21 protein-coding genes and 1 pseudogene are annotated in these 19,335 nt (G+C 68.1%); 8 read left to right on the top strand and 14 right to left on the bottom strand.

The annotated features are described in order from the left end of the window. Positions 1-33: 33 nt before the first annotated feature. The gene (locus JNW89_RS01980; protein ID WP_238447405.1) at positions 34-1,275 is read right to left on the bottom strand and encodes a sugar ABC transporter substrate-binding protein; all 1,242 of its coding nucleotides are present in this window, start codon (positions 1,273-1,275) and stop codon (positions 34-36) included. 187 nt (positions 1,276-1,462) lie between these two features. Here JNW89_RS01980 and JNW89_RS01975 point away from each other — a divergent pair, with 187 nt between their 5' ends. From JNW89_RS01975 to JNW89_RS01960, 4 genes are all read left to right on the top strand, one after another. Continuing rightward, the gene (locus tag JNW89_RS01975) at positions 1,463-1,705 is read left to right on the top strand and encodes a FadR/GntR family transcriptional regulator (protein WP_238447404.1); all 243 of its coding nucleotides are present in this window, start codon (positions 1,463-1,465) and stop codon (positions 1,703-1,705) included. A gap of 79 nt (positions 1,706-1,784) precedes the next feature. Continuing rightward, on the top strand, positions 1,785-2,222 hold the full coding sequence (locus tag JNW89_RS01970; RefSeq protein ID WP_238447403.1) for a FadR/GntR family transcriptional regulator: 438 nt from the start codon (positions 1,785-1,787) through the stop codon (positions 2,220-2,222). Between the two features lie 140 nt (positions 2,223-2,362). Then, the gene (locus JNW89_RS01965) at positions 2,363-3,157 is read left to right on the top strand and encodes a trypsin-like serine protease (protein WP_238447402.1); all 795 of its coding nucleotides are present in this window, start codon (positions 2,363-2,365) and stop codon (positions 3,155-3,157) included. Positions 3,158-3,726: 569 nt separating this feature from the next. Beyond that, positions 3,727-4,848, top strand: coding sequence for a DUF3644 domain-containing protein (locus tag JNW89_RS01960; protein WP_306344787.1), 1,122 nt, complete (start codon positions 3,727-3,729; stop codon positions 4,846-4,848). 13 nt (positions 4,849-4,861) lie between these two features. Here the strand turns inward: JNW89_RS01960 and JNW89_RS01955 are convergent, their stop codons facing one another. From JNW89_RS01955 to amcA, 11 genes are read right to left on the bottom strand one after another with little or no spacing between them, the layout of a single operon-like run. After that, positions 4,862-5,743, bottom strand: a complete 882-nt coding sequence (locus tag JNW89_RS01955) for a phosphotransferase enzyme family protein (RefSeq protein WP_238447400.1) — start codon at positions 5,741-5,743, stop codon at positions 4,862-4,864. After that, positions 5,736-6,389 (bottom strand): histidine phosphatase family protein, encoded by a 654-nt coding sequence (locus JNW89_RS01950; protein WP_238447399.1) that lies wholly within the window; start codon positions 6,387-6,389, stop codon positions 5,736-5,738. The genes JNW89_RS01955 and JNW89_RS01950 overlap by 8 nt, the downstream gene beginning before the upstream one ends. A gap of 14 nt (positions 6,390-6,403) precedes the next feature. Then, on the bottom strand, positions 6,404-7,147 hold the full coding sequence (locus tag JNW89_RS01945) for a phosphotransferase (RefSeq protein WP_238447398.1): 744 nt from the start codon (positions 7,145-7,147) through the stop codon (positions 6,404-6,406). Further along, positions 7,144-7,932 carry a class I SAM-dependent methyltransferase gene (locus tag JNW89_RS01940; RefSeq protein WP_238447397.1) on the bottom strand — a complete coding sequence of 263 codons (789 nt, stop codon included), beginning with the start codon at positions 7,930-7,932 and terminating at the stop codon, positions 7,144-7,146. Before JNW89_RS01940 ends, JNW89_RS01945 begins: the two co-directional genes overlap by 4 nt. Positions 7,933-7,983: 51 nt before the next feature. Further along, positions 7,984-8,505 (bottom strand): topology modulation protein, encoded by a 522-nt coding sequence (locus JNW89_RS01935; RefSeq protein WP_238447396.1) that lies wholly within the window; start codon positions 8,503-8,505, stop codon positions 7,984-7,986. Positions 8,506-8,556: 51 nt separating this feature from the next. Continuing rightward, complete coding sequence (locus JNW89_RS01930) at positions 8,557-9,603, bottom strand: hypothetical protein (protein WP_238447395.1); 1,047 nt, start codon at positions 9,601-9,603, stop codon at positions 8,557-8,559. Next, complete coding sequence (locus JNW89_RS01925; RefSeq protein WP_238447394.1) at positions 9,588-10,670, bottom strand: carbamoyltransferase C-terminal domain-containing protein; 1,083 nt, start codon at positions 10,668-10,670, stop codon at positions 9,588-9,590. The genes JNW89_RS01930 and JNW89_RS01925 overlap by 16 nt, the downstream gene beginning before the upstream one ends. After that, complete coding sequence (locus JNW89_RS01920; RefSeq protein ID WP_238447393.1) at positions 10,670-11,296, bottom strand: carbamoyltransferase N-terminal domain-containing protein; 627 nt, start codon at positions 11,294-11,296, stop codon at positions 10,670-10,672. The genes JNW89_RS01925 and JNW89_RS01920 overlap by 1 nt, the downstream gene beginning before the upstream one ends. After that, positions 11,293-12,246, bottom strand: coding sequence for a thymidylate synthase (locus JNW89_RS01915; protein WP_238447392.1), 954 nt, complete (start codon positions 12,244-12,246; stop codon positions 11,293-11,295). Before JNW89_RS01915 ends, JNW89_RS01920 begins: the two co-directional genes overlap by 4 nt. 18 nt (positions 12,247-12,264) lie before the next feature. Beyond that, a complete protein-coding gene (locus JNW89_RS01910; protein WP_238447391.1) occupies positions 12,265-13,236 on the bottom strand; it encodes an NAD(P)-dependent oxidoreductase in 972 nt (323 codons plus the stop codon). Then, complete coding sequence (amcA, locus tag JNW89_RS37260) at positions 13,233-13,412, bottom strand: multiple cyclophane-containing RiPP AmcA (protein ID WP_305070492.1); 180 nt, start codon at positions 13,410-13,412, stop codon at positions 13,233-13,235. The genes JNW89_RS01910 and amcA overlap by 4 nt, the downstream gene beginning before the upstream one ends. A gap of 448 nt (positions 13,413-13,860) precedes the next feature. Between amcA and JNW89_RS01905 the strand changes: the two genes are divergently transcribed. Continuing rightward, a complete protein-coding gene (locus JNW89_RS01905) occupies positions 13,861-15,192 on the top strand; it encodes a helix-turn-helix transcriptional regulator (RefSeq protein WP_238447390.1) in 1,332 nt (443 codons plus the stop codon). On the opposite strand, the gene JNW89_RS01900 is transcribed toward JNW89_RS01905, so the two are convergent. Continuing rightward, on the bottom strand, positions 15,189-15,845 hold the full coding sequence (locus JNW89_RS01900; RefSeq protein WP_238447389.1) for an HAD family hydrolase: 657 nt from the start codon (positions 15,843-15,845) through the stop codon (positions 15,189-15,191). The two genes, JNW89_RS01905 and JNW89_RS01900, sit on opposite strands and share 4 nt — an antisense overlap. A 141-nt stretch (positions 15,846-15,986) precedes the next feature. Next, complete coding sequence (locus JNW89_RS01895) at positions 15,987-16,484, bottom strand: NUDIX hydrolase (protein WP_238447388.1); 498 nt, start codon at positions 16,482-16,484, stop codon at positions 15,987-15,989. A 348-nt stretch (positions 16,485-16,832) separates the two neighbouring features. Here JNW89_RS01895 and JNW89_RS01890 point away from each other — a divergent pair, with 348 nt between their 5' ends. The 3 genes and pseudogenes from JNW89_RS01890 (at position 16,833) to JNW89_RS01880 (ending at position 19,295) form a co-directional block, all read left to right on the top strand. Then, the gene (locus tag JNW89_RS01890; RefSeq protein WP_238447387.1) at positions 16,833-18,050 is read left to right on the top strand and encodes an IS4 family transposase; all 1,218 of its coding nucleotides are present in this window, start codon (positions 16,833-16,835) and stop codon (positions 18,048-18,050) included. Positions 18,051-18,443: 393 nt separating this feature from the next. After that, positions 18,444-18,611, top strand: a pseudogene (locus tag JNW89_RS01885) (hypothetical protein); the annotation flags it as partial. Between the two features lie 27 nt (positions 18,612-18,638). Further along, positions 18,639-19,295, top strand: coding sequence for a hypothetical protein (locus JNW89_RS01880; protein WP_238447415.1), 657 nt, complete (start codon positions 18,639-18,641; stop codon positions 19,293-19,295). Positions 19,296-19,335 lie beyond the last annotated feature (40 nt).

Genomic DNA, 19,335 nt, shown 5'->3' with positions numbered 1-19,335 from the left:
GAGCCGGACGGCGCCGCCACCCCCGCGCTCGGCTTACTTGGCCTCGTCGTCCAGGAACTTCTGGAACGCGGTGTTGGCGGTCTCGGCCGCGGCCGCCGCGTCCTTGCCGGCGATGGCGTCGACGATCGGCTGGCCGACGATCTCCCGGGCCTGGGCGACCTTGTTGACCAGCGGGCGGTCGTGACCGACGCCGTCCTTGGTGCTGGCCGCGATGGCCTCGACGAGGTCCTTCGGGTAGGACGCGGTGCCCTCCGGGTTGGCCCAGACCGAGGTACGCGCGCTCGGCACGCCGGCCTTCTGCTGCGCGAGCGTCTGCTCCTTGCCGGTCGCCCACTCGACGAACTTCCAGGCGTTGCTCTGGTTCTTCGAGCCGTCGTTGACGCCCAGCGCCCAGGAGGGGATGTTGTAGGGCTTCGAACCGGCCGGGCCGGCCGGGAACGGGGCGAAGCCGACGGTGTCGGCGACCTTCGACTTGGTCGGGTCGGTGGCGTTCTTGTAGAGCGAGTTGGCCTCGGTGTAGAAGGCGGCCTTGCCCTGGGTGAAGATGGCCATCGCCTCCGGCCAGCTCATGTCGGTGCTGACGTTCGCCGGGCCCTGGTCCTTGATCAGCCCGCCGTAGTACGCGTACGCCTGCTTGGCCTGCTCGGTGTTGACCGTGGCCTTGCCGCTGCTGTCGACGAAGTCACCGCCGAAGCTGTAGAGGAAGCTGGAGAACTGGGTGACCGCCGGCGACTTGCCGGTACGGGCGACGAAGCCGGCGACGCTAGGATCGGCCGCCTTGATCTTCGCGGCCGCCGCCTTGAGCTCGTCGAGCGTCTTCGGCGGGGCGGTCAGCCCGGCCTTGGCCAGCAGGTCCTTGCGGTAGTACAGGACCTCCTGCTCGGTGATGATCGGCACTCCGACCGGCTTGCCCTCGTACGAGGTGGCCTGCACCGGTCCGGCCTGGAAGTCGCTGAAGTCCCAGTCCTTGTTGGACTTGACCTCGTCGGACAGGTCGGCGAGGTACTTGTTCTTGGCGAACAGCTTCCCCTCCTGCAGGGGGCGGTACATCATCACGTCGATGTCGCCGGAGCCGGCGTTCAGCTTGACGTTGTACTGGTCGGAGAGCTGGTCCTCGCCGAGCTGGGTGAGCTCGACCTTGAGCCCGGTCTGCTTCTCGAACTCGGGCAGGGCCTTCTTGATGTTCTCCGTCCACACGTGGTTGGCCAGGGTCACCCGGACCGTCTTGGTGGCGCCGCTGTCCTCACCGCCACCGCCGCACGCGCTGAGGCCCATGGCGGCAACCACGGCCAGAGAAGTTCCGATTATCGATCGACGCCGCACGTCCATCTCTCCTTCTGTGTGGTGGCCGCCGCCCGGGGGAGGAGCGCCACATCGTTGTAACGTCCGCTTAACGACCGGATGCTAGGCCGAAAAAGCTGACTTATTCAAGGGGTGATCTCTAACTGATATGCTCCGAGCCGTGGATCAGTCCTCCCCAGGGGTCGCACCCGTCCCGCACGCCCCTGCCGAGGCCGGGCTGCACGCCCGCGTTCTCGACCACCTCGGCACCGACATCTGCGGCGGCTTGGTGGCCGCCGGATCCGTGCTCAACATCGACGACCTCGTCGAGCGGTACGGCGTGTCCCGCTCGGTGATCCGCGAGGTCCTGCGGGTGCTCGCGTCCATGGGATTCGTCGAGACCCGGCGCCGGTCGGGGTCATGATCCGACCGGCCGAGGCGTGGAACGTCTTCGATCCGCAGGTGATCCGCTGGCGACTCGCCTCGGCGGCCGCATGGCGCAGATGCGCTCGATCACCGAACTGCGGACCGCCGTCGAGCCACACGCCGCCTGGCTGGCCGCCGGCCGCGTCGACCACGACGAGGCGAGCGACCTGGTCGGGCTCGCCGCCAAGATGTGGGCGGCCGGGAAGGCCGGCGACGAGGAGCGCTTCCTCAGCCTGGACATCGAGTTCCACCGGCGGGTGCTGGTCGCCTCCGGCAACGAGATGTTCGTGAAACTCCAGGAACTGGTCGCCGAGGTGCTCACCGGCCGGCACCACTACCACCTGATGCCGCACTACCCGGACGAGCAGGCGCTGCAACTGCACGCCGACGTCGCCCAGGCGATCCAGCGACGCGACGGCGAACGGGCCCGGGAGGCCATGGTGCGGATCATGGAGCAGGCGTTCGACGAGATGAAGTCGATGTGGGAGCAGACCGGCGAGCCCGGCCAGGGCTGACCCCGCTGGGCCGTGGCGTCCATATCGCCGGGGTATGACCCAGCGGATAGGGCTAGTAAATCGATCGATCTCAATACGATGTCCGCATTGGTGAATCAGGTGCGCTGACGAGGCGTGCCGGTCCTGATGCGGAGGATCCCATGCTTCGTTGGCGCACCCTCACCGGCCTGCTGGCCGCCGCGTTGGCCGCGGTGACCGCGGGCAGCCTCACCCTCGCCGCGCCCGCCGCCGCGGCCGAACCCACGCCGACCCCGTACGTCGTCGGCGGCACCCGCGCCGCCCAGGGGGAGTTCCCGTTCATGGTGCGACTCTCGATGGGCTGCGGCGGGGCCCTGTACAGCCCGCGACTGGTGCTCACGGCCGCGCACTGCGTGGGCGGCACGGGCACCAACACCAGCATCACCGCGACGCTCGGGGTGGTCGACCTGCAGTCGTCCAGCCGGATCACCGTCCGGTCGAACTACGTCTACCGGGCGCCCGGCTACAACGGCAACGGCAAGGACTGGGCGCTGATCCGGCTGGCCACCCCGGTCACCGGGCTGAGCACCCTGCCGATCGCCACGACGACCGCCTACGACAACGGTACGTTCACCATCGCCGGCTGGGGCGCGGCCCGAGAGGGCGGCTCCCAGCAGCGGTACCTGCTCAAGGCGACCGTGCCGTTCGTCAGCGACTCCACCTGCAACGCCAACTACGGCGGCCAGATCATCACCGCCGAGGAGATCTGCGCCGGGTACGCCAGCGGCGGCACGGACACCTGCCAGGGCGACTCGGGCGGCCCGATGTTCCGCCGCGACGCCAGCAACGCGTGGATCCAGGTCGGCATCGTCAGCTGGGGCAACGGCTGCGCCCGGCCCAACTACCCCGGCGTCTACACCCAGGTGAGCTACTTCTCGGCGTCCATCGCCTCGGCCGCCGCGAGCCTCGGCGGCTGAGGCGTACCACCGATCGGGCGGCCCGGCTGACGACCACGGCGGGCGCCCGATCGTCGTCACCGGCGCCATCGTGCGGGACCGACGATCCGGCCACCGTGATGCTGTCTCCGGCGCCTGACGGACTCTTAATCCGCGGGTTCGGGGTTCGAGTCCCTGGCGGCGCACCAACGATCAAGGCCCTGACCTGGTGGTTCACACCGGGTCGGGGCCTTTTTCGTGTACATGGGTGGTGGGTGGTCGCTCGGTGGGTGCTCGGGAGCCGTTGGACGGCTCAGGCTGTAGGGGCCAGGCGCGGTGCTCGCGGACTTCAATGGGCATCGGGTGGCGCTGGCGTTGTGCACCCGCCGGCCCCAGGCCGGGCTGAATCCGCACCTGGTCGTCGAGTGAGGCGGGGGCGTTACGGTCGTACCGACGGCGGCGAGCGACTGCGGGGTCGTCAGCCGGTACCACCGCGACACCCCCGTGCTTACATCACCGGCTGCGCCGTACGTGACCAGCCGTAAGGTTTCCGCTTGTCTTGAGGGGCCTCTAAGTGTGATCCTTCTTGCTGGACATGAAGGACATGCGAAATGGCTTACGCACGTTGGCGCCACATCCTGACCGAGTCGCAGCGACACGCCCTAAAGGCAGTGGACGAGTGGAACTGCTCAAGCGGCAACTACTGCGACTTCCTCACTCACATGCACAAGGCCTGGCATTACCTGCTCCATGCCGAGTTCCACAAGGCCAAGATCGACTATCACTACAAGGACGCCCAGACCGGCCAGTATAAGTTGATCGACGGAGAGCCGAAGGCGTGGGATCTTGAATTTTGCTTGAAGCGGCGCTACCCCAACAGCAGCGACCCGGTCAGGTTGAACGCGGAGCTGTTCGTAGCGCTCCGCAACAAAGTGGAGCATCGATACGAGCACAACGCGAAAATCGCGACAGGCGGCAAAGCACAGGCGCTTGTCATGAACTACGAGCATGAAATGGTGAGCCACTTTGGAAGCGCCTTCAGCCTCGCCGATCGGCTCCGCTTCCCCGTCTCGCTCCAGTCCCTGACCGCTGAGGGACGTGAACAGCTCCGAGCGGCCGCCGCGAAGCTGCCGAAGGGTACCCGCGATCTGGTCGCGAGGTTTGAAGCGGCCATTGACCCGGCTGTGCTGGACGACTCGAAGTACGACTACCGGGTTCGGTTGGTGCCGGTTGTCGGTTCGAAGACTGATGCCGATCTGGCGATCGATTTCGTCAAGCTCGATGACCTGAGCGAGGATGAACGCAAGGTTATGTTGGAGGCTGGCCGCCAAGGAACAGTCATCATCAAGAATCGACAAGTCGAGGTGGCGGACAAGGACAAGCTGCTTCCCAGTCGCGTTGCTTGTCTTGTTGAAAGCCAGTTGCCCTTCGAGTTTAACGTTCAGCGCGAGCATATTGAGATGTGGAGGCGGCTCGGGGTGCGGCCTGCTGCCGGGGCTCCCGATCCATGTGAAACCGACGCCCGGTACTGCGTCTACAACGAGGCGTTCAAGAGTTACGCCTATACTCCGGCATGGGTTAAGCGGATCGTCAAGGAGATCGGCACCGTGGAGAAGTACCGCGCCTTCTTCGGGCGCGAGCCCCGCATGAAGAAGGTGGCCAACCTGCCGAGGCAGGAAGGCCCGACATCCCCTTCCCTGCACGATGGGCAGCCCATGAGGGAGACAGCCTAAGCTTGGCGAGAGCTTATCCAGCCTCGATAGTGAATTTATGGTTGGCCGGATCCTGCATTGAGATGTCCCAACGGGCCGAAGTCGGTTGATCCTGGGAGCACTTGGGTGAGGGAGACCTCAGCCTGATTTCTTTGGTCAGGACGTCAAGGTGGGCGCAGTGCTGTATCACATTCTCGTTTGCGGCGGTGAGTGGGCCGTAGGTGTTGAGGAAGCTTTCGCGTAGGTCTGGGCGGAGGGGCCAGATGCGGGTGGCGAGGCGTACGAGGTCGCGGGGCGCAAGGTCGTATCGGCTGTGCTCGAAGTCGATCAGCCTGACGATGCCGTCGTCGCCGTAGAGCATGTTGCGAGGCATGAAGTCGAGGTGGCACGGCACGGCTGGCAGGGGAGCGAGGTCCTGTAGGGCTCGCATCTGGGCGCGTACCTCAGCTCGGTAGCTGGTCGTGATGCGCTCTCCGGCATGGTGGATCCAGTACTCGGCTCGGTCGGCGAGCCAGGCCGTCCAGTCTGGTTCGAGGCGGGGCGGTCCAGCGGCGTGCAGTGTCTTGAGTAGTTGTCCTGCCTGCCCGTAGGCGTTCTTCTCGGCCGTGGGGTTGAGCCGCCGCTCGCTGAGCGGAACTCCCGCTATCGCGGTGATGACGACGGCCGGTGGTTCGTCAGTCGTCGCGAGCAGTCGGGGTGCCCTGTCTCCGAGGGCGGGAACCCAGGTCCGGTAAGCGTGGACTTCCTGATTATGGCGTTCCGCGCTGCGATGGATTTTGACAATGACGTCCCCATGAGCGGCCGTCGAGGCACGGAGCACGCGAGTGCCGGCGTACCCGGGGTGTGAGGTCACGGGCTTGGCGTCGGTCTCAAGGAGGCGTTGGCAGAGGGCAAGGTGAACGTTGAGGTCAGTCATGGTGGGGGCGGAGGTGTCGGGTGTCGTTGTGGCTGACGAGTTGCCAGATGGTGCGGCCGAAGCGGTTGGTCGGTCGCTGCCACCGGGCGATGGAGGCGTGGTCGGTGACGAAGCCGAGCCGCAGACAGGCGTTCCGGGGGAGGCCGAGGAGCAGGGTGTGGGCCGCTTCAGCGGTTTCGCCGTGGGCGGCGATCAGGATTCGTTCACCCTCGTGATGGGCGAGGATCCTTCCGAGCGCTGTTGAGGCCCGGTCGAGGTATTCGTTCCACGTGTCGGAGCCGGAAGCGTACTGGCGGTCCGGGCTGTGCTGAGGCGGCCCCTGGAAGCAAGTCTTGATGTCGACCCAGGGTCGGCCGTCGGCTTCGCCATGGTCAGGGCCGCGGAGGTCCGGGTCGATGGTGGCGGGCAGGTGCAGGGCCCGAGTGATGATCTCGGCGGTCTGGGTGACGCGGAGTCGGGGTGTGGCGTAGAGGGTGGCATAGGGCTGTTGGGCGTGTTCGGCGGCCAGGCGGGAGGCGAGTTGCTCCGCCTGGTTCCGGCCGAGGTCGGTGAGGCCGGTGCAGCCCTGTTCGCCGCCGACGATTCCGGCGACGTTGCAGGCGGCTTCGCCGTGGCGGGCGATGACGAGTTCGGTTGTCGGGGCCATTCGGGGGTTCCTTCTCAGGTCGGTTCGGTGAGGAACGGGTCCGGCCAGGGTCGGACAGTGGGCCAGGGGTGCCGGTAGCCGTTGCGGCCGAGATATCGCAGAGTCAGCAGGTGGTGCAGCTCGGCGTACCGTTTCAGGTCGGCCAGGCTGCAGATCTGGGGCGCGACAGCGAGGCGGTAGGCGCGGAGACAGCGAGTGATCGATCGGTCGGCGAGGTGGCCGTAGGTCATGGATGCGGTGACCAGGAGGCCGGCTAGGTCATAGCCGAAGGGGGCGAGCGTCAGGTCGTCGAAGTCGACGACGGCGACCTCATTGCCGTTCGCAAGGTAGTTCCGAATGTTCGGGTCCTTGTAGAACGTCACGGACTCCCCGGCCCTGTCGAGTACGGCGTTGATGATCGACCCGTGGATGCCCGCCGCGGCAGCGGCGTGGTGTAGCGCCGCCTGACGCGGGCTGGCGAAGTCGGGGATCACGAGCCCGGTCGAGGTGATGTGGGGTTGATCGAGACGGGCGGTCCGAAGTTCATCTCGGTGTGCGGCAGCGTGAAGCCGGCCGAGTGCTGCAGCGGCCCGCGGAAGATCTTCGACGTCCGGTGCGTGCCCCGACAGCCGCTCGAAGATCAGATGCCGGGTACCCCGCGCGACGAGCGCGGGCAGGCGTACTCCGGAGCTCAGGCCGGCCAGCCAGGCGTGGTGGGCGGCAGCGGCGGCGCAGCGTTCCGGGTCGTCGTACCGCTTGACGAAGGGGCCGCCACTCATGGCCGCACGGCCACGGCGTAGCTGACGGTGGATCGGGTCGTGTAGGGCGATGGGGCCAGCCGCTGCTGCAGGGCCGCTGCGAGGGCGGGGATCCCGCCGGTCAGGGTGATCCGGTATTTGGGTGTGGTGGTGAGGTAGCGGGCGAGGTGCGTGGCGTCCGCGAAGTGGAAAACGTGTTCCTCGTGCTGGACGTCGAGGACGGTCAGGTTGGTGGCGGCGATGGTGTGCAGGTTGCCGCTGTGGAAGCTCTCGTAGAGGCTCGGTCGGCTGGTGGCGTGCGGGTCGAGGCCTGCGGCGTGGACCAGATGGTCGAGTTCGGCGTAGCTGTCCAGCGACTTGGTGACCAGGACGGCTGTACCGCCGGGGCGTAGGCAGCGGGCGATCTCGGCGATGGCCCCGGCCGGCGTCGGCGAGTGGTACAGGCAGAAGGCGGCGACTGCGGCGTCAGCCACTTTGTCGGGCAGGGGTAGGTGGTGGAAGTCGGCGCAGATCATGGAGCCTCGCGCGCTGGCGTGGCCGAGGCGGTCGCGGGTGGTGTCAAGCAGTGCGGTCGAGGCGTCCACGGCAACGAGCTGCCGGGGACGGAGCCGGTTGGCCAGGCGCAGGGTTGTGGTGCCGCGCCCGCAACCGATGTCGAGCACGGCCGCCCCGGGTGGGACCCGGGTGGCGAGTAGGTCGGTGATCGTGTCGGCGACGTCGCTTCCGCTGATCTTGGCGCGATGCAGCGCGTGGGTGCGGTCGGCAAGCCGGCCGTTGCCCCGGTAGAGGTCGCCGTGGACCAGCATGGGGTCAAGGAACGGGTTGGCCGACATTCGGCGCCTCCCGTTCCGCTGCGGTCAGGTCTCGGGCTGGTGCTCGTCGTGGACGCGGTTGATCAGTTGGGTGGCCTGGTGGCGGCTGGTGAGGGTGATCAAGCGGACGTGTGGTCCGTGTTCTCGGACGAGGTTCTGGACTCGCGGGCGCATGTTGCGCCGGTAGCCGAGGATGTAGCGGACGAAGTTCCAGTTGATGCGGTCGTAGACGCCGTCCTGCTGGTGTTGCCCGCCCCGGTAGCGCCAGCGGCGCTGGGCGATGCCCCATAGGCAGGTCCGGGCCGGTAGGTCGAGGAAGATCACGGTGTCGGCGGCGGCGAGCCGGATCGGCAGGGTGCCGGCATAGTTGCCTTCGATGATCCATCGTTCGCCAGCGACGAGTTTTTCCTGCTGGGCGGCGAACTCGTCCTGCGGTAGCGGCTTCCAGTGCTCGTCGTAGTAGGTCGCGTCGAGGTGAGTCAGTGGCGCGTCGAGGATCCGGGCCAGCTGGCGCGCGACGGTGGACTTGCCGCTGCCGCCGCAGCCGATGATGGCGATCCTGTCCATGGTTCTCCAGGGTAGAGGTGTGGTGCGCTCGTCCGGTGGTGACACGGTGGGTCATGACAGCACCGACTCCGGGTGATGTAGCAGGTAGGTGAGCACCTCGAGCTGGGTCGAGAGTCGGAACGGGTCGAGGTGCCGTAGGCACCCCGCGATCAGGCTGGCGTGGTCACCGGTGCCGGCGATCTCGCTGAGCCAGCCGATGCGGTGCCGCACGTCCGTGGCGTCGCGGACGATCAGCGACGTGGGAACAAGGGCGTCGGCGCCGCGGACGTCACCGGGCAGCAGAGGCACGCAGCCGGCGAGGACGGCCTCGAAGATCCGTTGGGTCATCTGTCCTGCTTCGGCGTACCGGGTAGGCAGCAGTAGCACGGTGGCGAGCGCGTCGGCGTAGATCGCGGACACCCTTGGGAACGGAACGCGGCCGATGAAGTTCAGATCCGGCCAGCGTCTGGTGTCGGCCCACTTGCCGGCGATCAGGTGGGGCAGTTGGGCGGCGGCCGGCGCGAAGTAGGTATTGAACGCGTGGTCGCGGTCGTACTGGTTGCCGACGTAGACGAGCGGGGTGCGGCGGGGCAGGGCCGCCAGCGCAGCCGGGTTAGCGGCGTCGATGGCCGTGTCGGCGACCGGGAAAAGCAGCGGTACTGCGCCCGGAGTCGGGCGCAGAGCGGGCTCACAGACCGTGATGTTGCGGGCACGGCGGAGGGGGTCCGTTGCGGGCAGCTGGCGGTCCTTGTCCCACAGGAGCGTCGGGGTGCCGACCTGGTGGGTGTAATGGTCAAGCAGTTCGACCTGTCGGTGCAGGTCGCAGGTGTGGCCGGGCCGGCCACAGATGGTGGTGTTACGACCGGGAATGGGCCAGCGCCATTCGAGGAACAGCACGTCGATGTCGGGCAGGCCGACATCCCAGCGGTAGTGGCCGGTGAGGTCGTCGCCGGCCTCGCACAAGTCCCGGTTGGGTTGGAGGAAAACGATGTCGTGGCCGGCCGCACGTAGCCCGTCGACCAAGGTCCGGCGATGGCTGCGGCCTCCGTCCGGGGTGTCGGTGATGCCGGGGCCGAGGAATCCCCAGAAGCTGTAGCCAATTCTCACTTGGTCACCCACCAGCCTTCGATGAGCAGCCCGTCCAGGCCGGATTCGGTCAGGCAGTCCAGCGCCATCTCTGGTGTGCCGCAGATCGGCTTGCCTTTGATGTTCAGCGAGGTGTTGATCAGCACGGGGTGGCCGGTGAGCTCGCCGAAGCGGGTGAGAACGTCGGCGAGGAAGGGGTGTTGCTCGCGCGTGACGGTCTGGACTCGGGCGGTGCCGTTGACGTGCACGATCGCGGGTAGCTTGTCGCGGGTCAGCTCGGTCACCGGCGCCGCGAGGGACATGTACGGCGACGATTGGCGCAGCCGGAAATAGTCGGTGCCCCTGTCGGCGAGGACGACAGGTGCGAAAGGCCGGAACGGTTCGCGGAACTTGACGGTGGCGTTGAGCCGCTCGACCACACCGGCCTCCAGGGGAGAGGCGAGGATCGACCGGTGCCCCAGCGCCCGTGGGCCAGCCTCCAGGGCGCCGGTGAACAACCCCACGATCGCCCCGTCGGCCAACTTCCGGGCCAGATGACGGACAGGATCGGCGGGTCGGCTCGCCTGCAGTCCGGCGCGCGGTGCTGCCGGTAGTGCCAGGTCGGGATAGGTCGGGCCGAGGTAGCAGTGATGGCGGAGGCCGGTGGGTGGACGGCCGGTCACGTCGAGCCAGGCGTGGGCGGCGGCGCCAATCGCGGTGCCCGAATCGCCGGGGGCGGGCGGTACATGCACCTCGTCCACGATGCCGGCCTGGGCGATGAGGCCGGCGCTGACGCAGTTCATCGCAACTCCACCACCCAGGCAGAGCAGCCCCGAGCCGGTCAGCCGGCGGGCCCGCGCGGCGAGCTGCAGCATCACCTGCTCGGTGCGGTCCTGCAGCGCAGCGGCCAGGTTGGCATGCACGGGCTCCACCGGTGCAGTCGGCAGGCGGGGCGGGCAGGTCGCGGCGGTGAACGCGGGTGTGACCCGGCCGTACCTGCTGGCGAGCACCCGAAGGGCGATCAGCGCCGGGTCGAGGGTGAACCCGTCGGCGGTGAGCCGGATCGCCCGGGACATCAGCTCTCGGAACCGGGCGGGGTCGCCGAGGGCGGCCAGCGCCATCACGTGCCTTCCTCGTCACCGCGGCGCCAGCCGAGGTGTTCGGTGACGGCACCGTAGGCGTAGCCAAGGGAGGCCGGGTCGTCGATCGCGTGTGCCAGGTCGAGGCTGAGCCGCGAGTTGCGTTGACGGGCGTGCCAGGTGGTGGTGGTCTGCAACTCGCCGAGGCTGTCGACGATCAGGACCGCCGCGTCGTCTACACCGGCGGCGGCGAAGGCGTACAGGGCATGCGCGCGATGGTGCGGCACTGGCTGGAGGTGTGCGCGTGGGAAACGCTCGGCCAGGTCTCGCATCCGGGCTTGGTAGCGGCGGTGGACCGTGGTGAAGCTGCGGGCCCGTGGTACGGCTCGGGCGCGGCTGGCAGCCTGTCGCAGATGGGTCGGCAGTTGACCCAGCGCGCGTAGGTAGCGGCGCCCGTCGAAGTTGTACGCGACCGTGGTCACGTCCGACGGCGTCAGGCCGGCCTCGTCGAGCAGCCAGGCGACACCGTGTGCCGGGTAGGCCTTGCTGTGCTTGACCCCGTCGAGCCGTTCCTCCTCGACGAAGCCGATCAGGTGGCCGTCGACCAGCAGCGCCGCCGCCGAGTCATGCGTGTACGCGCACAGCCCAAGCACCACATCCGCGGTCATGCCAGCTCCGGCGATACGAGGGCCGGTCGGGTGAGGTGCTGGTACCAGGCGATGAGAGCAGCGCCGAGCGGCCCTGGGGTGTCGTGGGCGACCTTGCTAGCCAGGTCCCGCTCGCCGAGCTTCCATGTCCGGTAGCTGGTCAGCACTTGCCCGAACGTGTCCCACAGGGTGCCGTCAGGCAGGTCGCCGTCACCGGAGATGACCTGCGCGAGGACAACATCCAGGCTGGGCCAGTCCACGCCGATCGGATCCATCTCGGTGACGGTCGGTTCGTGGTGGAGACACTCGGCGGCAGCCGGAGCATGATCGGCGTAGAGGTGCAGCGAGTCGACGTGGTGGTGGTACTCGCCGACCTCGACACCGAGCCAGCCGGCCATCAGCTCCTGCAGGAGCGTCGTCGCGAAGATGTCGTACGGGAAGCCGAGCCAGAGATCCTGGCTGCGCATGCTGGTGTGCATCTCGAGCCGGCCCTGCCGGATCAGGAACCGGTATCCGAGAGTGCACGGCACGTCCCGGTAGCCGCGGTGGTCGCGTGCCGGGTCGTAGATCTGGACGACGGCTTGTCGGGAGTCTCGGTCGGCCGTCAGTTTCCGGATGACCGCTTCGAGCTGGTCGAGGCTGCCACCCCACCGGCGGATTCGTGGCCCGTACGCGCCCTGCAGGATTCCGTCGTCCGCGTAGCGGCGCAGGTTGTCGTTGAAGTCGAAGATCCACGGGTCGTCCGAGCCGGAAAGGATCCACAGCGCCTCGGCGACGGCGAATGCCGGGTTGATGACGCGTACGGGTGGCACGGAGACCAGCCGGCGCCGAGGGTTGGTCAGGCACAGGTGCGCGCCGACGACCTCGGTGGTCATCATGTCGCGCGGGCAGGCGATACGGCCGTTGAGCAGTACTGCCTGGCAGGCGGCGGTGAACAACTCGCTCGCGGAGTCCGCTGTCAAGACGATCATAAGAGGCTTCCTTCAAGATCAGGAGGTGAAGGCCGCGAGCCGGTCGCGGGAGAGATTGACCAGCCAGGAGGACTGCCGGGCCATGCCCTCGTGCAGGCCGATGGTGGGCCAGTAGCCGAGCAGTTGGCCCGCAAGGGTCAGGTCCGCAGCGGTCGACGGGACATCGCCCGGCTGGGCGTCCGCCACCTGGACCGGAATGTGCCGTCCGGTGACCGTGGACGCCTCCTGAATCGCGCCCCGCATGGAAACGCTCGCGCCGCCGCCGATGTTCACCACGGCGCACTGGGTATCTACCTGAGCGGCGGCGATCGTCGCGGCGACGACGTCGGTGATGTAGGTGAACTCCCGCCGTTGGCTGCCGTCGCCGAAGAGGGTGACCGGCAGACCGGTATAGGCGGCGAACAGCAGTCGGCCGATGGCCATGTCGGGTCGCTGGCGTGGCCCGTACACGGTGAAGTAGCGCAGGGCCACGACGCTGAGCCGGTTGTCGGGGCGGCACGCGTAGGCAACGCAAAGCTGCTCGGCGGCGAGCTTGCTCACTCCGTACGGGGAGACCGGGCTGGTCCGGTCGTCCTCGCGGCTGGGTCGGTCTGCCGGCCCGTAGACGCTGGACGAGGAGGCGTAGACGAGCCTCCGTACGCCCGATTGGACACACGCGTCGAGCAGCCGTTGGGTGCCGAGGACGTTGGACTGTGCGTAGTCGTGAAATTCCACGCCCCAGGAGGGCCGGACGCCCGGCCGGGCAGCCAGGTGGAACACGATGTCGCAGCCGTCGAGGGTGTCATCGAGCCGGTCGGTGGCCAGATCCCGGCAGAGCGGTGTGAACAGCGGATTGGCGGCTGCGGCTGCCAAATTCTCATCGGCGAGCGCGTCCTGACCGAGCCGGCGGCGGTCCAGGCCGACCACCTGAATTCCTCTGGCTAGAAGTGCGTCGACGACATGCGAACCGATGAAGCCGGCCGCGCCCGTCACCAGCACCCGCGCCGTCACCGGCGACCACCGCGCTGAGCCGGTTGCGACAGCACGCGCTGCCACACGAAGGTGAGCAGAGGCGGGTCGAACTGATAGACCGTCGCCCGGCCGGTCGCCGGTAGGTGGGGTTGACCCGCCCGACCGGGCGCGCCGATGGCAGCTGCAGCGGCGTGCCGCGAGACGTATACGGTCATGACGCCGCCGTCCGACGTTTGGCCGATTCCCGCTGCTTGGTCCAGTCGTGGCGGGCCCGCCGGTGTCTCGGCGGGCCCGCCGAGGTGAGGCGGCGGCTGGGAGCACCCCGCCGGTCACCCGCCCGCGCAGCTCCGATGGCAGTACGCAGGCGAGGAATCAACCTCACGACCGCACCTCCGGCCGCCGTCACAAGAAGCGGCGTCAGCTCTCCGGCCGCCTTGCCCGATCCGATCGATCTCTCCACCATGAATCCCCTCGCGTCGATGACAATGGTTTGGTGAGCTGGAGCTGCCCGGCAGCGTCCGTCGATGCTCGTCAACAGCGAACCGTCCAGCGGAGCCGAGCGGTACCGTCCACCACCCGTCCGCTCGCAACCAGGTAGTGACGGGCCGTAGCGGAGATGGCTAACGTGACCGTCGTCGACAGAGGACGTACGGAGGTGCCCGCATGACCGGACGGCGCTACCCCGCCAACCGGCGGCTAGCGTGGGAAAGGCTCCAGCGGGGCTGGTCCTACGAGGAGATCGCCGAGCGGATCCGTACGGAGATGAGTCACGCCGGCGAGACCGATACCGGGCTGAACGCCAACACGGTGCGGCGGTGGGAGACCGGTGAGCGGTGGCCCGACCCGCGTTACCGCAAACATCTCGTGGCCATCTTCGACAAGCCAGCCGATCAGCTGGGACTGCTCACTCCGGACGAGCTGGCGATGCGTCCGCAGGCGGAGACACTGCACGAGTTCAGGAGGTTGTGGGACATGATCACTGGAGGCGACGAGACCGGCTGGGATCGGGCCAGCGTCCTGCGCGCGTTGTTCGGCGCCAGCATGCTTCCCCTGGTGGCGCCGCTGCTGACACTCGATCCGCAGGCCGCGTATGCCCAAGCCAAGGCCATAGATCCAGGGGCCTACGCCGAGATCGTGCGGTGCCAGCGCACCCTGTACTGGACCAGCCCTGCACGCCCGCTCTACGAGGCCGCGTACGCCCACACCCAGCTCGGCACCGGACTCGTCCGCGCGGCCACCGGCACCAGCCGGGCGACCCTCGCCGGCGCCCTCGCCGAATCGGCGCTGCTCACCGCACGACTGGCATTCTTCGATCTCAACCAGCCTGCCGTCGCGCAACGCTGCTACGATGTCGCCCTCGCCGCCACCCGGGAGGCCGGAGACCACGCGCTGGCCGCCACCGTCCTCGGCCACATGGCTTTCATCCCGGCCTTCGGACATGATCCGACCGCTGCCCGATCACTGATCGACGCGGCGCTCCAGCACACCTGGCACGGCGTCAGCCCCGCCGTCCGCTCCTGGCTGCATTGCGTGGCCTCAGAAGTCGAAGCCCGCGCCGGGGCCGGGGCAGCAAGCCGCCACCAGATTGACCTCGCTGCTACCGCGATCGCGACGCGACCCGAAGTGCCCGATTGGTTCGACTACTACGACACCGACCGACTGCACTCCTTCGCCGGCTACGCAGTTCTCGCCTCCGGCGACCATGCGGAGGCCGCCCGCCACCTGGCCAAATCCCTCGCTGGCCTGACCGCGACGGGCGCCAAGCAGCGCAGCGTCGTCCTCGCCGACCTGGCCGCGGCGCACAGCAGCGACGGAGACCACGCCGCCGACTACCTCAACCAGGCCCTGGACGCCCTGCAGGCCGACTGGTACGGCACGGGGTTGGAGCGGGTCAGAGCCGTCCGGCAGGTACTAGGCGACAGCCGCGAGGGCAGCCAACTCGACGAACGCATCGCCGCCCTCGCGACCAGCCGGCCCGCTCTTCCGGGGAGCTAAGCCGCCGACTCGTTGTGCCTGCGTACCAGCTCGGGCAGCTCTGCCAGCGAGTCGAGGTGGAAGAGGCAGCGCTCGCTGATGGTCTTGTCGGCGAGGATGTGCCCCCACGGGCCGCGTCGTACCAGGGCCGTCGCGAGTCCGGCCGCCTGTGCCGGCCGGATGTCATTGTCCAGCCGGTCTCCGACGTACAGGACCTGAGCGGCGGGACAGCCGGCCTCCGCGACGATGCGGTCGAAAAACGCGGCCGACGGTTTCTCGACGTTCCAGCCGTCCGAGGTGCCGATCACGTCGACCGGCAGATCAAGGGCGCGCAGGATGGTCTCTGCTCGGGCGGTCTGGTTACCGGCCAGGCCGACCTGCACGTCCAGCTTCCGCAGGGCGGCCAGGCAGGGCCGGGCGTCCGGGTAGAGGTTCTCCTCGGAGAAGTGTTCCGGCTGTCCGGCGTCGGTCCGGCGCTGTCGCTCCTCGGCGAGGTCGAACCCGGGCCGGAACACCTGAAACGTCTCGCGGTAGTCCAGGCCGCGGGCGATGACCGCACCGAATACGGCCGAGAAGGTGTGCCGTGGGACGCCGAGCCAATCGGCCCAGGTGCCGTACTCCCGGGACTCGTCGACGATCGTTTCACCCACGTCGAAGAACACGCTCGAGATCATCCTGGGATTGTGCCCTTCGGCCTCAGGCGGATCAACGTGTGCCGCAGGCGGGGCCGTCGCACGGGATCATGATCCTTATCGGTGGGAGGGGAAACACTGCGGCTGGGCGTGCGTCCTTGGCCGACGATTCAATCCGGCTCGCTACCTGTTGGAAGCCGCGGCTCCGTCTTCGAGGTAGACACCGCCCTGCCCGATCGCGGCGACCGCTGCGGTGACCCGCCGAGCCAGTCGGGGGATCAACACCTCGCCCAGGCGCTCCGGCTCGACGAACTCGGAGCCGTCCAGCTCGTCCGGGCACAGGCGCATCGCCGCGATCTGGTCCGCTGTCAGTACCCCGCCGTCGAACACGAACATGAGCCCGCCGTCCCACGGCGGGCTCGCCGGCACCCAGTCGACGCACAGCAGCGATCCTGCGGGTATCGACAGGCCCAGCTCTTCCCGGATCTCGCGTGTGCAGGCGTCTGCCGGGGACTCGTCCGGCTCCACGGTTCCGCCGGGAACTTCCCACACGTCCTTGTAGGCCGGGTGGACCAGCAGCACCCGGCCGGTCGGATCGCGGAGGATCACGCCGGCCGCTGCGCGGACCCGCGTCGCGCTGGCGATGTAGGGGAGGTGCGGTTCGGTCTGCGTCTCGGCCACGCGACCGACCCTATGGGCTCGCCCTCGGCGCATAGCCCGTGCTTTAGAACAAGACCGTGAAGTTAGGGCGTTGGGCCTGATGTCAAGGGCTGTCTGAGCATGATGGAGGGTGCCGGTAAAGGGGCAGCGGGACTCCGGTAGAACGGCTTGTCGACCAAGACCAGCCTTCTACGGGGGAGTCCCGCTGTCGGAGCATTCTGTCATTACCCGGGTGATCACGGTGGCGAAGGGCGTGTTCGCGCCGGGCCATCTCGGGGAACTCACCCGGATCGTGCCGTTCGAGATGGTCGACGCCGTGCTGGCTGAGACGGCCGCACGCAGCAGCGTCTACGGCTACTGCCCTCACGGGTGGTGGTGTACCTGCTGCTGGCGGCTGGTTTGTTCGCCGAGGTGGGCTACCTCGGGGTGTGGGACAAGCTCGTCGCCGGTCTCGGCGGGCTCGGGTTGACCCGCCCGTCGGCGACCGGGTTGTGGCATGCCCGGGTTAGGGTCGGCGTCGCTCCGTTACGGGCGCTGTTCGATCTGCTGCGCGGTCCGGCGGGCGGGATCCGCACTGCCGGGGTGTGGTGGTGCGCCCTGGTGGTGACCGCGATCGACGGGACCGTGCTCGACGTGCCCGACTCGTCGGGTAACGCCGCGGGTCTGGGTAAGAACCGCAGCCAACACGGCACCGCCGGGTACCCGCAGGTACGCCTGGTGGCCCTGGTCGCCTGCGGCACGAGGGCCGTCATCGACGCGGTGGTCGGCCCCCGCAGCGACGGCGAGACCAGCCAGGCGCTGCGGTTGGTCCGCAGTCTGCACACCGGCATGATCGTGTTGCTGGACCGGGGCTTCGACAGCAACACCTTCCTCGCCGCGGTGGCCGGCACCGGCGCGCAGTTCCTCGTCCGGTTGAACGGCAACCGTAAGCCGCCCGTCCTCGCCCGGCACCACGACGGCTCATACACCTCGATCATCAGCGGCGTGCGGGTCCGGGTCATCGCGTGTGAGATCACCATCTCCACGACCGCCGGGACCCGAACCGGTGTCTACCGGCTGGCTACCACCCTGCTCGATCACCGGCGGTTCCCGGCGTTCGAGGTCGTGAGGCTGTATCACGAGAGATGGGAGGTCGAGTCCGCCTTTCTGGAGATCAAATCGACGTTGCTGGGTCGTCGGGTGCTGCGCTCACCCGTCCCGGCGCTCATCGCCCAGGAGATCTACGCCCTGCTCACGATCTACCAGGTGATACGGATCGCGATCGCCGACACCGCGGACGCCGCCGGCGGCGTCGATCCGGACCGAGCCGGCTTCACCGTCGCCGTGCAGACAGCCCGAGACCTGATCGTGCAGGCCGCGAACATCATCGCCGAGACGACCATCGACCTCATCGGAACCATCGGACGTCACCTGTTGGACAACCTCATGCCCGAACGGCGCCTCCGCGTCAGCCCACGCGCGGTCAAACGACCCCTGTCCCGCTACGCCTACAAGAGCCTCGGCGTCGACCGCAGGAGCTACCTCGCCACCCTCACCATCGACATCGTCGCAGGCCAACCCGCCTTGACAGACCACGGCGATCCTTAACTTCACGGTCTTGTGCTTTAGAAGGAAGACGCGGCAACGATCCCTCGAGCGTTGTTACGTCGAGTAACCATTGTATCGGTGCGTGGCGCGTCATCGCCGAGTCGGGGACGGCCTTGTCGCACACCCCTAAAAGATCAGCCCCGCAATACGGCGCCGATGATGGAGATCAACTATCGGCGGTCTGATTTGACCGTACCGCGCTTTCTGTCCTCATCTCTTCGGCTGATTCACTGAACAGTGATCTCCAAAATCGGCCCCAAAACCCCGGTTTGGGTATGTGGGTGCTTGCAGGGCTCGCCGACGCCTCGCCCAACGGCCGACGGCGAGCGCTGTCTCCGGTCACGGCGGTCTCGTCATCCGATCTCCAGGTTGGCGCATCGACTACTCCCTGTCATGGCTGTCGTGAACGGGATGTCGGACTGTCGGTGCCCGGAGGATCATCGGGGGATGGGTGACCAGGGTGCCACGCGGCGGTTGTCCCCGCGGCGGTGGCGGATCCTGTCGTACCTGGCGCAGCACGGTTCCGCGTCGACGCTGGACGTGGCGCTTGTCTGCGCGGTGTCGCGGCTGACGGCCCACCGAGACCTGGTGTGGCTGCACGAGGCGGGACTGGTGAACCGCGAGCGTTCGCCGGAGGACCGGACCCATACCTGGTGGTACGGGGTCACGGCCGAGGGGACCGATGCGCTCCGGCGAGCCCTGACAGCGTCGGGGCGGCCGGTTCCGCTGCGGTTGGGTCAGCGGCCCTCCGGCAAGGCGGATGCCCTGCTGTTCCTGCCGTTGGTCGAGGTGTCGCGGCGCAACCCGGGGCGGTGTGAGCTGTTCCAGTGGCTGGCGACGATGGAGACCTCGTCGTGGTTGCGGCAGCACGCCCTGGCGCAACTGCGGGCCGACGGCTACGGCGTCTGGCTGCAGGACGGGCGGTGCCTGCGGTTCCTGGTACACGTCGACCGTGGCCCGATCGGCGACGTTGTCGCCGAGCACGAGCGGCCGGCGTCAGGGCTGGGTGGACTGTTGACCGGCTACCGGCGCGCGGACCGACTGGTGCCGGTCGGGGCGGTTCTGGTGATCGCTCAGGATGCCGAGCGGGAGGAACGACTGCGGGCCGACCTGCTCCGTGGGCCGCTGCGGAACGTTGTCGCCACGACCACGCAGCAGTTGTTGTATCGCCACTGGCCGGACGAGCAGGTATGGCAGGTGCCGGGCGAGAATGGCAGGTGTCGCCTCATCGAGGTCGGATCGTGACCCCACGACGTCCCGATTCCCGGGCTGCCACCAACGCCAG

Source organism: Micromonospora sp. 4G55 (assembly GCF_016803375.1).
Note: the sequence above shows the minus strand (reverse complement) of the source record. Positions and strands in the feature narration are given on the sequence as shown.